The sequence below is a fragment of the Actinoplanes derwentensis genome, assembly GCF_900104725.1.
GTDB classification, from domain to species: Bacteria; Actinomycetota; Actinomycetes; order Mycobacteriales; family Micromonosporaceae; genus Actinoplanes; species Actinoplanes derwentensis.
The window spans coordinates 2,385,782-2,398,914 of record NZ_LT629758.1 but is presented as its reverse complement, the minus strand read 5'-3'; the positions used below and the strand labels follow the sequence as shown (position 1 = coordinate 2,398,914).

Below are 13,133 nucleotides of genomic sequence, written 5' to 3'. Positions count from 1 at the left end.
TCAATCCTCGGTGATGAACGAACCGAACGAGCTGATCACCCCGTCCCTGTCGTGCAGGCTGCGCAGCACCCGGCGCAGCGCCTGATCCACGACCCGATCGTCGCCCGGGACCGGGGTGTCGAGCGGGACCTCGGACAGGTCGGTCAGTGGCGCCCACTTCTCGGAGCCCTCTCGGCCTGGCGTGGAATCGAGATTCATGGTTACCTCCCCGCAGTACCGGACAGGTTCCGTGAATGCCTGCCAGGAAGCGCATGACTAGTCGGTGGTACGAGCTGAAACAGATCTCCCCGGCATGATCAACCCACCGGGGACAATTGCCAAAACTAGGCGCGACCGATCACGATTTGCCGATTACACGCCTGCCCCTGACAAGATTTGACAGTTTTGGGCGCGGTACCGGGTCAGGCCGTCGGCACTTCGATGTCGACCGCCAACGGCAGCCCACCCGCCACCCGGGCCACCACCTCATGGCCGGAACCGAACCGGCGCCGCAGCGCTGACAGGATCTGATCGAGCCCCGGTGCGAGCCCGTCCTCCTCGTCCCGGGCCGCCCGTGTCGCGGCGAAACCGGCCCCTGCCAGCAGGGTGTCGAGGTGATCCGCGCCGAACGTGTCGCGTGCCTGCTCGTACGCGGTCCGCGGCCAGGACCAGACCGGCTCCGGCTCGCTGATCGACGCGGCGAACGCCCGGTTCACCCCGGCCAGCACCGTGAACGGATGCCCGGCCCCGACCAGTCCGGCCAGGGCGTCGTACGCCGGGTTGATGATCTGCGCGGCGGCCGCCCGGTCGTCGCGGATCAGGTGCACCGCGGCCGTGTTCACTCGTGCCACGTGGACCAGCGGGTGGTCCGCGCCCAGCGCCGACCGGTAGCCCTGCTCGGCGAGCAGGCAGTAGTGCAGGGCGCTGGCGAACTGACCCCGGGCGCGCAGCGCGTTCGCGAAGCTCATGCAGACCACGAGGGTCAGCTCGTGGCGTTCACCCCACTGATCCATGCACGCCTGATAGCAGGCGCCGAGCTGGTCGACGGCCGGCAGCAGCCGGCCCAGCCGGCGCAGGGCGACCCCGGTGATCCGCCGGGCGCGATGCGGTTCCCGCCCCGGCTCGCTCACCGTGATCGGGGCGACCGACTCCACCAGCTCCGCGAACCGGCCCAGCCCGTACAGGTCCTCGGCGAGGGCGTTCGCCACGCGCGCCCGCCGGCGCGGATGGTCACCCGGCCGTTCGAGATCGGCGCGATCCGCCGCCTCGGCGTCCAGATACTTGCCGAGGAATCGCCGGCTCACCGACAGGTTGTCCCGGCTGGCCAGCAGCCGCGGGTCGTCGTCGGCGAACGCGGCCCGGTGCCGCTCCTGAGTGTCCTCGTCGTGGTCGTAGGCATTCGCGTAGTCTCCCGCGATCCGCAGATCGTGACCCCGGTCGCGGGCCAGATCCAGCACGATCGCGCGATCCTCGGTGTCCTCCGGATCGTCGCGGACCAGCGCCGTCGCGGCCTCGGTCAGCCGGCTCGCCTCCCGGTAACGGCCGTCGGCGCGCAACGCGTTCGCCAGGTCCCGCTTGATCAGCAGTACCACCCCGGAGGCGGGCACCGGTGCGCCCGGCCGGGCCAGGGCCTTTTCGGCGTCGTGGCCGAGGCGCTGGGCGTCGTGCAGCTTCCCGGTCAGGTACAGGAACCGGAGCTGGTGGTGGACGGTCCGGTATGCGGGCGGGCGCATCGAGTCGAGCAGCCCCGCCGGCCCCAGATGCGCGGTGATCGCCTGGTGGAGTTCCCAGGACCCGCGATCGGCGGGCCGCGCCGGGTCCGCGCGCAACAGGATCTCCACCACGTCACGCCGGGTGGCGTCCTCGCGCGACGATCCGATCAGTTCGCGCAGCACCAGGCGGACGAGCTCCGGGATCCGCGCCCAGTCGCCGTCGGGATGCCGCCGGGCCAGCCCGATCGCGGCCAGCGTGGCCATCCCGTGCCGGATCCGGGCCGGGTCGGCGAGCAGGTGCCGGGTGCCGGGCGAGATGTCACCGTCCATCCCGCGGCGCAGCATCCACACCCAGACCGGGCTCGGGCCGAAACCGAGGAGCAAGGTCAGAAGCGGCAGCAGGTACGGTTCGGAGGCCAGCCGCTCCTGCAGAACCGACCGCACCGTCTCGATCGCCGGTCGCGAGGTCCGGCCCGGCCCGGTCAGGATCCGGTTCTCCGGGTCCGCGAGCCGTTGCGCCAGTTCCGCCCAGTCACAGTTCAGCTCACGGTGCAGCCGGCAGGCCTCGGCCAACCCGAACGGTGTCCGCCCGGCCACCGCGGCAACCGCGGCGATCTGCGCCACGGTGATGCGCGGGTCCCGTTTGCGCAGCAGCTGCGCCGCCTCGCCCTCGTCGAGATCGGGGATCTCCAGCGCGTCGGGCGGGCTGCCCTGCGCCCAGTTCGGGTTACGGGCGGTCACGATGACATGGCCGTTCTTCGCGCGGGCCAGGGTCCGCAGATCGGCGCTGAGGACACCGTCGAAGACCAGCAGGTACGACCGGGACCGGGCCAGCTCGTCGAACAGTTCGTCGAGGCGGCGGCGAGGGCTGTCGTCAGCCGGGATCTCCAGGGCGTCGGCGAGTCTCAGCAGGGACTGCCGGGCCTGCTCCACGGTTCCGGCCGGCACCCACCAGGTGATCGCGTAGGCGTTGTGGTGCTGCCGCACGTACTCCGCCGCCGTCTGGGTCTTTCCGGCGCCGATCGGGCCGTGCAGCACCAGCAGGGCCTCCGGAGACCGGCTCAGCCGGTGCTCGATCTCGTCGAGGGTCTGTTCCCGGCCGGTGAACAGCGGCGACCGGGCCGGCAGGGCACCGTGCAAGCGGGACTCGACCGGGACGACGGCGTACCGGCGCGGCACCGGCCGGACCACGACCGGCCGTTCGTTGTCCGGTGCGCCGGCGTCGCGTTCCGGAACGGTTTCCGGTTCGCTTTGTGGTTCCTCGATCTGGTTCCACAGGGCGAGGCATTCGACGAGTTCCCGACTGCTGTCGACCTGATTCTCCGACATCCGGCACAGGGTTATGATGATCGGTTTCAGTTTGTTCCAGGTCGGCGCATTCTTGTTCTTGGCCCGCAGAATCGAATTGATCGTCTCGTGGGAGACGGTCTCCAGTGACCGGTCGGTCTCGATGCGCCTGCTGATGTTCCGGGTGGCCGGGCGGCCCGCCTGCCGGTACAGCGTGTGCAGCCGGACCACCAGGTCACGGCGAGGGCCCTCGGGCAGTGCGTCCGGGCCTGGCAAGGCGATGGGCACTCCGCACGCTCCGAGCTGCGCCGCCGGTCCACGATGTCAGATCCCCAAGGATCGCATGAGGTCCACGAAGGAACAACAGACACCTGCCGGGCGTCCGTATTCGGCCAAATCCTGTCAAGCGATGTACGACCTCGTGGAAGCGGACCTGGATCTGGTCAGCTAATACGCGCGAGCACCAATCCGCGGGTCATCGTCGTCATATCCCCATAACGATGACACGAATCGCCCGAGGAGTAGCCGTGTTCGAGCACGTCACCATGATCGGAATTGCTTTCGTCATCTGGCCCGTCACGAAATCGCTCCTGGTCATGATCGCGGCGGCCACCACGTTCTGGTCCCGCGACGAACGCCGGAACCGGGCCGCCGGCCGCATCCTCGACGCCTTCGGCGACTCCGACCCGTCCCCGGCCGCCTGACCGGGCAGCTACCCACCCTCCTAGGATGCCTTGGAGGGTGTGACCCGGAAACCGTGGCGCTGGCGGCGGCTGGGTAGCCTCCGCGATATGGGAAGACCGAGGTGGCGCTGGTGGGCCGCGTTTCGGGTGCTGGTGATCGGGTGCTGGGCGGTGGCCGCGGCGGTGAGCTGGTGGACCGCGCCCCGGCCGTCCACCTACGAGCAGGCTCGGGCCGACATCGCCGGGCGGCAGGTGGTCGCCTTTCAGTGGGGTGACCGCTGGGGTGGCGGCGACACGCGGCGCTGGTTCGCCGACGACACGTTGTACTCGTCGAACCCGCTCGGGCCGCTGTTCGGCTGGCGCACCGGGGACGGGCGGGTGCACTGGATCGACTCGGGGGACTTCGACCAGGTGATGGCCACCGGTGCCGTGGACGCGACGGTCTACGACGGTCCGGGGGCGATCGGGCTCGCGCAGGACCTGCAGGCCGCTGGCATCGAGCAGCGGTACGGCGACATCAGCGTGCTCGGCGGACTCGTCGGTGGGATCGGGTTCTTCCTCACGATGCTGGTCCTTCTCGTGCTGCTGGTGGGGCCGGAGCCGGTGCTCGGCACGAAGTGGTACTGGTTCTGGATCGTGTTCACCATGCCGTACGGGCTGGGGCTGCTGTTCTGGACGCTGCGGGACCGTCCGTGGGCTGCTCGGCCGCCGGCTCGGGAGCCGCGGCGGGACGGCTGGCTCATCGGGCTGGCCACCGGGGTTCTGCTGGGGGTGCTGATCACCGTTGCGTTGCACCTACTCAACGGGGCTTTTGGTGACCGTTGGATCCCGTACGGCAACGGGTGGTGGATTTAAGGGTTTGCCGGTGTGGGGGTGCGCTGGGGGAGTCGCCAGGCCCAGTGCCAGGCCGTTTCGAGGGGGCCGCGGTCGAAGCGGCGCAGCCACCAGCCGGCTGCCGTGATCAGTAGCGCCGACACCGCGGCCCAGGCCAGCGGTGGCCACCAGGGGCGCAGGTCGGCGAAGCGGCCGGCGAGGCCGAGGCCCCAGCCGTAGCAGAGGATCGCGCAGATCAGGTTCTGCAGGACATAGCAGGACAGGGCGGTGCGGCCGACGGCGGCGAGGCGGGGGCTGCCGGAGGTTCTCATCAGCAGGCTGGTCAGGGCGGCGAGCAGGCCGAGGGCGACCAGGGGTGCGCACACGTAGCGGTCGACGAAGAACCAGCGGGGGCCGCCGAACGCGGTGAGCAGGTTCAGGGGGACGCCGACGCCCAGGCCGGTGATGGTCAGGTGGCGGCGCAGCCGGGTGCCGGCCGGGTCGGTGGTGAGGACTCCGGCGCGCAGCAGGCGGGAACCGGCCAGGAACAGCAGGACGGTGAGCGGGATGATCAGGATGGATTCGGAGCGGTAGATCCAGAAGTCGTGGATGCGGCCGGTGACCTGTTCGGCGTAGCCGCTCGGGTATCGGCCGGTCGTGTCGCCGCCGTCGACGCCGGCCAGGGTCAGCAGGCCGATGAGTGTCAGGTGCAGGAGTGCGGCGGCGGCCATGCAGGTGCGGACCGCGCGGTCGCTGCGGCCCACGATGCCGGCGACGAGGATCGAGACCAGGGCGTACGCCATCAGGACGTCCCATTCGAAGATCAGTAGGTAGTGCAGTGCTCCTTCGGCGAGTAGGAGTACGGCTCGCCACAGGTACCAGCCGGGCCATCGGTGGCCGCGTCGGCGGGCGGAGCGGTATTGGAGTTCCAGTCCGATGCCGAACAGGAGGGTGAGCAGGGCGAGGAACTTGCCGTTGCTGAGGGTGCGCAGCAGGGTTTCGGTGACTCCGGCGGTGTCGGTGATCAGTGATCCGGATGGTCCTCGGGGGTCGGTGAAGATCCAGATGTTGGTGCCGAGGGTGCCGAGGATGGCTGTTCCGCGGAGTACGTCGAGGACTGGGATCCGGTGGGTGGTGGTCATGGCGGCCATCTCATCCGGTGGCGGTGGCCGGTGGACAGCCCGGAAGGTCGGTGCGGCAGCGACGAAAGTAGTGGGTATTACGGTGTGGTCATGCCGCGTTCTCGTCAGGTTGTGTTCGATGTGGTGCTGGCGGTGACGGTGGCGGCGGTCGACACGATCGTGGTGGTCCGGCATTGGCATCTCGACGACGGCTACAGCCGGGTGCTGCTGGTGGTGCAGGCGCTGGTGCAGGTCGCTCTGGTGTGGCGGCGGCAGGTGCCGGAGCTGTTGCTCGGGGCTCTCGGTGTGGTGGCGTTGCTGCAGTGGGTGCCGCAGGTGGTGGTGCCGGGTTACCTCTGGCCGGCGGATGTCGAGCCGGTGTGGGTGGTGACGCCGATCGGCAGTGCTTTCGCGATCTACGCGACCATCGTGTACGGGCGGCGTACCCGTCTCGGGTGGGTGTTGTTCGCCCTGGTCACGTTGTTGGCGGTGCGGCTGTGGCAGCCGCATGTGACGGTGGTGACGCTGGGGCTGGTGATGACGGTGATGCCGGCGTTGTTCGGGTTGTGGTCGGCGAGCCGGCGGCGGTTGCTGTCGGCGCTGGCGGAGCGGGCCGAGCGGGCCGAGCGGGAGCGGTTTCTGCTCGCGGGGCAGGCGCGTGCGCAGGAGCGGGCGCGGTTGGCGCGGGAGATGCATGACGTGGTGACGCATCGGGTGACGTTGATGGTGTTGCAGGCGGGTGCGCTGGGGGTGTCGGCTTCGGACGGGGCGACGCGGCGGGCGGCGGAGGAGTTGCGGGCGTCGGGTTGTCAGGCGTTGGAGGAGTTGCGGGAACTGGTCGGGGTGTTGCGGTCGCCGGCGGGGGAGCAGGAGCAGGAGCCGGTGCGGCGGGAGCCGTTGCCGGTGGTGTTGCCGGATCTGTCGGAGTTGGTGGCGGAGTCGCGGTCGGTGGGGGTGGCGGTGGAGGTGGCGGTGCGGGGGGATCCGGTGGTGGTGGCGCCGGTGGTGGGGCGGACTGCCTACCGGGTGGTTCAGGAGGCGCTGACGAATGTGCGCAAGCATGCTCCGGGGGCGTCGGTGCTGGTGGAGGTGGAGTGGAGCGCTGATCGGGTGCGGGTGTGGGTGACCGACAGCGGGCCGGTTGCCGGTGTTGATCGGGTGCTGGCCGGGGCGGGGTCGGGCAGTGGGTTGATCGGGCTGCGGCAGCGGGTGGAGTTGGTGCACGGTGAGCTGGATTGTGGTGTGCGGCCCGGGGGTGGGTTTCAGGTGGCGGTGACGTTGCCGTTGGTGGTTCCGGTTGTGGTGTGTGGCCGGTGATCCGGGTTGTGGTGGTGGACGACGAGCCGATGGTCTGTGCTCATCTGCGGACGATTCTGGGTGCGGCTTCGGATATTCGGGTGGTGGGGCAGGCGTTCGACGGGGCTGAGGCGGTGGAGGCGGTCATTCGGCATCGGCCGGATGTGGTGTTGTTGGATCTGCGGATGCCGGGGGTGGACGGGCTGGCGGCGCTTGGGCGGATCGCTGGTCTGGTGCATCGGCCGGCGGTGGTGGTGCTGACCACTTTCGACGCGGATGAGTATGTGTTGCGGGCGTTGCGGGCGGGGGCGGCCGGGTTTCTGGTGAAGTCGACGCGGCCGGAGGATCTGATCGGGCTGGTGCGGGTGGCGGCCGATGGGCACACGGTGTTGTCGGCGGAGGCGACTCGTGGGCTGGTGGCCGCGGCGGGGCGGGAGGAGGCCGGCCGGAGCCGGGCGCGGCAGTCGCTGGGTGGGTTGACGCAGCGGGAGGTCGAGGTGTTGACCTGTTTGGGTGAGGGGTTGCCGAACGCGGGGATCGGGGTGCGGATCGGTGTCACCGAGGCGACGGTGAAGGGGCATGTGTCACGGTTGCTGGTGAAGTTGGACTGTGCGAACCGGACGCAGGCCGGGTTGCTGGCCCGGGAGGCCGGGCTGGCGGGGTGAGTGTCAGGTGGTGCGGTTCTGGGTGATCCAGGTGGTGGCGAAGTCGACCAGGGCGCGTTGGGGCATCAGGCGGGTTGTGGCGTTGCCGACGCGGCCGGTGGTGACGGGGCCGGTTTTCTCGTAGGCGCGGCCGATGTCGTCGAAGTCGGTTTCGTCGGCGACCGGGGATGTCCAGGTGTGCCAGGTGCTGGTGCCGTCGGGGTTGCGGACGGCGGCGCCGTGGGGTTCGGCCGGTGGGTCGGGTTGGCGGCATTCGGCGAGGTGTAGCGAGGTGTTGTTGGCGTGGTCGCAGCCGAGGAGCAGGACTTTGCCGTCGGCGCGGTAGAGGGCGCCGAGGGGTGAGCGGTCGCCGAGTCCGTCGTGCAGGGGGTGGTCGGCGGTGATGGTGGCGGCGAGGGGGCCGATGGCGGCGAACGAGGTTTCCGGGTGGGTGCTGCGCAGGGTTCCGGGCCAGGTGCGGATGGTTTCGGAGAGGGCTCCCATCCAGCGGCTGGGGGTGCGTTGTGGGTCGAAGCCGGGGGATTGTTCGCGGATCACGGGCCACCAGGTTTCGGGGACGGGTGGGCGTTCCCAGGTGGCGGGGTCGGTGTTGTTCGGGGTGTGGGTCGGCACGATGAGGGTGCCGTGGGGTCCGAGGACGGTGAGGAGGGCTTCGGCGACGGCTTGGACGTGCCCGGCGACGAATCCGATGGCGGCGACCGCGGAGTGCACGAGGACGACGTCGCCGCCGGTCAGGCCGAGGTTGCGCAGGTCGGTGGCGAGGGTGGCGGTGGTGTGTGGCAGGTCTTGTGTCACCGGGACAGTGTGCGCCGCCGCTGATTGCGGCGTGATCTGTGCCGGGGCGGTATGTCATGGGTTTTCGGTGTCGCGGGTTTCCTGGGGTGTTGCCGTCGATGTGTCGGTGGGCATTTTGTGGAGGCCAAGTCGGTGGGCGATTTCGGACGGGTCCGTGTCGTGGGCTCGGGCGGTGATGTGTTCGAGGAAGTCCAGGAAGGGTCCTTTCCGGTGGTGTTCGCGTTCTGCCCGGATGAATGGTCCGGCGATGTTCCAGATGCGTCTGAGCCGGTAGTTGATCGTGGCTAGTACGAGTTCTTCCCGGATGGCGCCGTCGCAGACCATGATGCCGATCGAGTCGTAGAAGTTGATGACCTGACGGCATTGTGATTGCAGTGGTTCGGGTAGTCCGGAGACACCGCCGTTGGGGTCGTGCTGGGGCAGTTGGTCCAGGGTGAGTCGTTCGAGGCGCTGGAATTCGCGGTGGCCGAAGTCGCGGGTGAGCATCTCGATGGCGAATGGCACGTGGTTGGCGGTCTGCATCGATCGGAGCTGGCGCAGTGACACCAGCGTGGAGACGGTGAGTGCCGCCAGTGATACCGCGACGGCGATGACGGCAAGGAGAATCTGCACTTCCATGAATTCAATGTGTCACCGCCTGGCAACGGGGGCGACTTGGTATTTCATGGTCATTTATCGCTCGGCTCGGAGTTCGCATTCTTTGCAATTCGCGATGTTCGAGGTTGATGGAGTTGTTGTTGAGATTCTCAGTGAACTGATCTCAGCAAGGAATTGAAGCCGATTCGGGATGACACGGGTGAATAGGTAGTTTCGGACGGTCCTCGAAAAAGACGTGGAGCCATCGATAGACAGGTCTTGCGACAGATCCACGTCTTCGAGAGGGCTCCACGTGCTGGCTTATCGTGCCATGGTCGACGTCCCGAGGGAACTGGTGCAGTACGTGGCGCGGTTGCTCCATGCCGAGCGCCGCGCCCGTGGCACGCGGAAGAAGACACGTGCGCTGACCTGCTTCTACCAGGCGTTACTCGTACTCGTCTGGTTCCGTAAGCAGGAAGACCTGACACTGCTGGGCGCCGGTTTCGGGGTCTCCCGGGCGACCGCGTACCGCTACCGCGACGAGGGCATCGCGGTGCTCGCCGCCCAGGCACAGGACCTGCACACCGCTCTGAAGCGGGTCGCCGCCGACGGCTGGTCGTACGTCATCCTCGACGGCAAACTGTTCGACTGCGACCGGCTGACCGAGACCACCCTGTCGGTCAAGGGAAAGACGATCGACGCCTGGTTCTCCGGAAAGCACCGCGACTTCGGCGCGAACATTCAGGCGATCATGCGCCCGGACGGACTGCCGATCTGGACATCGGCGGCGATGCCGGGGCATCTGCACGACACCAGCTGCGCCCGCGACCTCGGCGTCACCGCCGCCCTGAACTGGTCCGCCGCCGAACTCGACCTGCCGGCCTTGGCCGACTCCGGCTACGAAAGCACTGGTCAGGGCATCAAAACCCCAATCAAGCAACCGGCCGACGGTAAACCCCTCGCCGTCGACAACCGCGCCTACAACCGGCTCCTACGCGGTCTGCGCTGGCAGGGCGAACGCGGCTTCGCGATCCTCGTCGGACGCTGGAAAGCCCTGCGCCGCACCACGATAAGCCCACGCCGCACCGGCGATGTCGTCGCCGCCGCGCTGCACCTGACCCATTTCGAATACAAATACCTAACCGGATCTTGCTGAGATCAGTTCAGTGGGTTTGCGGTGGCCATCGCATTCGGCCCGGCGGGCGCGGGGTGGCCTGGAGGGGGCGGGCCTCGCGGGGTGGGTGCGGGAGGGGTGGTGCGGTGGGGGCCTGTGTGGCGTACCGGAACGCGGGTTGAAATCTTTTGAAAGGCAACATATGTTGCGGTGATGGTAGGTGTGGGGGATGACGGTCTGGGTGAATTGCGGCGGCTTACCGGGGGGATTCGGGAGTGGGAGGCGGAGCGGAATCGGATCGTCGGGCGGTTGCGGGCTGAGCGGGCCGCGAGCTGGGACGAGATCGGGCAGGCGTGTGGGATGACGCGGCAAGGGGCGACGCGGCGGTGGTCGAAGTCGGTGCACGCGGCGTCGTTCGGGAGTGCGGCGGGGGCCTATCACCGGGGGCGGCCTACCTATCCGGTGTCGGCGGTCCAATGGGTGGTGCCGCGGGCGGCTCGGCGGGTGCTGGATCTGGGGGCGGGGACCGGGAAGTTCACCGAGTTGCTGGTGGGGGCCGGGTTGGAGGTGGTCGCGGTGGAGCCGTCCGCGCAGATGCGGGCGCAGATCGCGGTCGGTGCGGAGATCCTTGCTGGTACGGGGGAGCAGGTTCCGCTTCCGGATGCCTCGGTGGACGCGGTGGTGTGTGCGCAGGCGTGGCATTGGGTGGATCCGGTGCGGGCCGTGCCGGAGGTGGCGCGGGTGCTGCGGCCGGGTGGCACGGTGAGCCTGGTGTGGAATGTCCGGGATCATGAGGAGCCGTGGGTGGCGCGGCTGGATGACGTGTTGCATCGGCACACGCGGCAGGAGATCGACACCGCGCCGGTTCTGGGGGTGCCGTTCGGGCCGGCGGAGCGTACCGAGATCCGCTGGCGGCACACGCTGTCGCGGCGGGACCTGCTGGACATGGTGTCGTCGCGCAGCTATGTGATCGTGCTGCCCGAGCCGGAGCGGCGGGAGATCCTCGACGATGTCACCGAACTGCTCGACCGGCAGGGTTTCGGGGATCGGATCGTCATGCCGTATGTGACGCGGTGCAGCCGGTTCCGGGTGATTCGGTAGGTTGTGCGGGTGAGTCTTCTTGATGATGTGGGTGAGCGCGACGGCTGGCGTTGCTGGGTGTGCGACGAGAAGGTCGACCCGGACGCGTCGGTGAACGATGCTCGTGGTCCGAGTGTGGACGCGCGGACCGCCGATCGTAAGGCGAAGATCGTGGAGCGGCTCGCGCACCGGTCCTGCAACTCCCGTAAGGGTGCGGTGAAGGTGGTGATCGCGTGGCCGGACCGGTTGAACGTGATCGAGCCGGCTCCGCTGATCACCGTGGCCGAGCGTCTCGACCGTAAGGGTGGTCGTGAGCTGGTGGCCCGGTGCCCGCGCAAGAACGACGCGCAGGAGGCGGCGGACTGGCTGGTGGACCGGTTCTCGCGGCTGGTGCCGGGGCTGCCGGTGACCGCGAGTGTCGAGCCGGGTGGTGGCCAGTTCCTGGTGGCTCTGGCCACCGGCCGTCGCTGACCGCTCAGATCAGCGTCTTCTCCACTTTGGCGAGGGCGCGCCGGGCGATGTCCTCGGTGGTGGTGGTGTCGACGGTGCCGATCGTGGTCTGAACGACGCCGGTGATGACGCCGGCGCGGCGGACCATCACCAGGTCCATGGTGATGGTCTGGGTGGACGCTGTCGTGGACATTCGCAGGGCGAAGGTCTCGTCGGCGAGTTTCGGGAACGACAGTGCGGTCAGGTACATGGTGATGCTGTGGCCGCCGCGGGTGGTGCCGGTCATTTTCGGGCATTTCGTGACGGCGGTGGCGAAGTCGGCGAGGAAACTCCGGGCCTTGGGTTCGGTCACGGACAGGACGCCCTGGTTGACGGTGGCGCCGCTGGGTGCGGTGAAGTCCACACCGCCGTGGGAGAGGTCGTCGTATTCGATGAGGGCGGCGGCGAACTCCGAGCATTCCGCGTACTCGTCGGAGTCGTCGCGCGGGGCCCGGCTCTCGCGGGGTTTGACACTCCAGCCGGTCGGGAGGTCGGCGACGGTCAGGAGCGCGTTCTGGACCTGATCGTCGCCGAAGACCCGGTCGACGATGCTCTCCGCGGTGGGTGCGGGTGGTTGCAGGGTGGTCCCGCGGTCGTCGCTGCCGGATCCGCAGCCGGTCAGTAGGGCCATCGTCAGTACCAGTATCCCGAGCCGCACGATTTCTCCCCGTTCACCGCTCAGCGAGCGGAATCGGTGTTCATCGTTTCATGGATGCGGCGGCGGCCAGGATCGCCTCCTCGGCGGGGCGGGGCTGCCAGCCCAGGACGCGGCGGGCTTTGGCGCCGGAGATCTTCTTGACGTGGCCGAGTTCCCCGGCGACCGACCGGAACTCCGGTTTGACCAGGGCGGCGAGCCGGACCAGGAGGTCCGGGACGCGGCGGCCCTCGACCTGGAGCACGGCCGCGATCTGCGCCATCGACAGCGGCTGGCCGTTCGCGAGCAGGACACGTTCGCCGGCCGCGCCGGGTGCGGTCATGGCCGTCACGTGAGCGGCCGCCACGTCGCGGACGTCGACGATCGGGACGTACATGTCCGGGAATCCGGTCATCTGGCCGGTGATCATGCGCTGCACGATGTGGTTGGCGCCGGACACCTTGCCGCCGAAGGCGGGGCCCATCACCGCCACCGGCAGCAGCACGGTCAGTTCCACGCCGGGGAAGTCCCAGGCGGCGCGTTCGGCGAGAACCTTGCTGCGGCCGTAGGCGTCCATTCCCGGGCCGTGCATCACCGACCAGTCGTCCTCGGTGAACGTGTGACCGGTGTGCGGGTGACCGAAACCGACCGTGTGGAACGCCGATGTCAGCACGACCCGCTTGACACCGGCGTCCCGGGCGGCCCGCAGTACCCGCAGTGTCCCTTCCACAGCTGGGACGATCAGGTCGTTCTCGTCGGCGACGTGGCCGGGGTGCACCGGGGAGGCGACGTGCAGGACGTAGTCGCAGCCGTCGGCGGCGGCGGCCCATCCGGCGTCGTCGAGCAGGTCGGCGCGCACGTACTCGGCGCGGTCGTCGGGGGCGGTGGA

Annotated in this window: 14 protein-coding genes; 7 read left to right on the top strand and 7 right to left on the bottom strand. The window is 68.9% G+C overall.

Annotation, left to right across the window (positions count from 1 at the left end; genetic code table 11):
• Complete coding sequence (locus BLU81_RS11205; protein ID WP_092544067.1) at window positions 1-198, bottom strand: hypothetical protein; 198 nt, start codon at window positions 196-198, stop codon at window positions 1-3.
• Window positions 199-401: 203 nt separating this feature from the next.
• Complete coding sequence (gene fxsT / locus BLU81_RS11200; RefSeq protein WP_092544065.1) at window positions 402-3,266, bottom strand: FxSxx-COOH system tetratricopeptide repeat protein; 2,865 nt, start codon at window positions 3,264-3,266, stop codon at window positions 402-404.
• A 239-nt stretch (window positions 3,267-3,505) separates the two neighbouring features.
• Here fxsT and BLU81_RS47890 point away from each other — a divergent pair, with 239 nt between their 5' ends.
• Both BLU81_RS47890 and BLU81_RS11195 read left to right on the top strand, forming a co-directional pair.
• Window positions 3,506-3,682, top strand: a complete 177-nt coding sequence (locus BLU81_RS47890) for a hypothetical protein (RefSeq protein ID WP_157751475.1) — start codon at window positions 3,506-3,508, stop codon at window positions 3,680-3,682.
• An 87-nt stretch (window positions 3,683-3,769) separates the two neighbouring features.
• Entirely contained in the window at window positions 3,770-4,516 is a 747-nt protein-coding gene (locus BLU81_RS11195) for a hypothetical protein (RefSeq protein ID WP_157751474.1), read from the top strand.
• On the opposite strand, the gene BLU81_RS11190 is transcribed toward BLU81_RS11195, so the two are convergent.
• Complete coding sequence (locus tag BLU81_RS11190; protein WP_197686189.1) at window positions 4,513-5,616, bottom strand: DUF418 domain-containing protein; 1,104 nt, start codon at window positions 5,614-5,616, stop codon at window positions 4,513-4,515. The two genes, BLU81_RS11195 and BLU81_RS11190, sit on opposite strands and share 4 nt — an antisense overlap.
• 90 nt (window positions 5,617-5,706) lie before the next feature.
• Here BLU81_RS11190 and BLU81_RS51490 point away from each other — a divergent pair, with 90 nt between their 5' ends.
• Together BLU81_RS51490 and BLU81_RS11180 are read left to right on the top strand one after the other, a co-directional pair.
• Complete coding sequence (locus tag BLU81_RS51490; protein ID WP_092556917.1) at window positions 5,707-6,912, top strand: sensor histidine kinase; 1,206 nt, start codon at window positions 5,707-5,709, stop codon at window positions 6,910-6,912.
• On the top strand, window positions 6,909-7,556 hold the full coding sequence (locus tag BLU81_RS11180; RefSeq protein WP_092556915.1) for a response regulator: 648 nt from the start codon (window positions 6,909-6,911) through the stop codon (window positions 7,554-7,556). Before BLU81_RS51490 ends, BLU81_RS11180 begins: the two co-directional genes overlap by 4 nt.
• 3 nt (window positions 7,557-7,559) lie before the next feature.
• Here the strand turns inward: BLU81_RS11180 and BLU81_RS11175 are convergent, their stop codons facing one another.
• Both BLU81_RS11175 and BLU81_RS11170 read right to left on the bottom strand, forming a co-directional pair.
• Window positions 7,560-8,351 (bottom strand): aminoglycoside N(3)-acetyltransferase, encoded by a 792-nt coding sequence (locus tag BLU81_RS11175; protein ID WP_092544059.1) that lies wholly within the window; start codon window positions 8,349-8,351, stop codon window positions 7,560-7,562.
• 54 nt (window positions 8,352-8,405) lie between these two features.
• Window positions 8,406-8,969 (bottom strand): DUF4760 domain-containing protein, encoded by a 564-nt coding sequence (locus BLU81_RS11170; protein ID WP_092544057.1) that lies wholly within the window; start codon window positions 8,967-8,969, stop codon window positions 8,406-8,408.
• A gap of 271 nt (window positions 8,970-9,240) precedes the next feature.
• Here BLU81_RS11170 and BLU81_RS11165 point away from each other — a divergent pair, with 271 nt between their 5' ends.
• The 3 genes from BLU81_RS11165 (at window position 9,241) to BLU81_RS11155 (ending at window position 11,592) form a co-directional block, all read left to right on the top strand.
• Window positions 9,241-10,083: a transposase family protein gene (locus BLU81_RS11165; protein WP_172890509.1), complete on the top strand. Its 843-nt coding sequence runs from the start codon at window positions 9,241-9,243 to the stop codon at window positions 10,081-10,083.
• A 267-nt stretch (window positions 10,084-10,350) separates the two neighbouring features.
• Window positions 10,351-11,142 carry a class I SAM-dependent methyltransferase gene (locus BLU81_RS11160; RefSeq protein ID WP_231954405.1) on the top strand — a complete coding sequence of 264 codons (792 nt, stop codon included), beginning with the start codon at window positions 10,351-10,353 and terminating at the stop codon, window positions 11,140-11,142.
• 9 nt (window positions 11,143-11,151) lie between these two features.
• Window positions 11,152-11,592, top strand: a complete 441-nt coding sequence (locus tag BLU81_RS11155) for a hypothetical protein (RefSeq protein WP_092556911.1) — start codon at window positions 11,152-11,154, stop codon at window positions 11,590-11,592.
• A 4-nt stretch (window positions 11,593-11,596) separates the two neighbouring features.
• On the opposite strand, the gene BLU81_RS11150 is transcribed toward BLU81_RS11155, so the two are convergent.
• A complete protein-coding gene (locus BLU81_RS11150) occupies window positions 11,597-12,268 on the bottom strand; it encodes a sensor domain-containing protein (RefSeq protein WP_092544055.1) in 672 nt (223 codons plus the stop codon).
• Window positions 12,269-12,308: 40 nt separating this feature from the next.
• Window positions 12,309-13,103, bottom strand: coding sequence for an NAD-dependent epimerase/dehydratase family protein (locus BLU81_RS11145; protein ID WP_197686188.1), 795 nt, complete (start codon window positions 13,101-13,103; stop codon window positions 12,309-12,311).
• Window positions 13,104-13,133 lie beyond the last annotated feature (30 nt).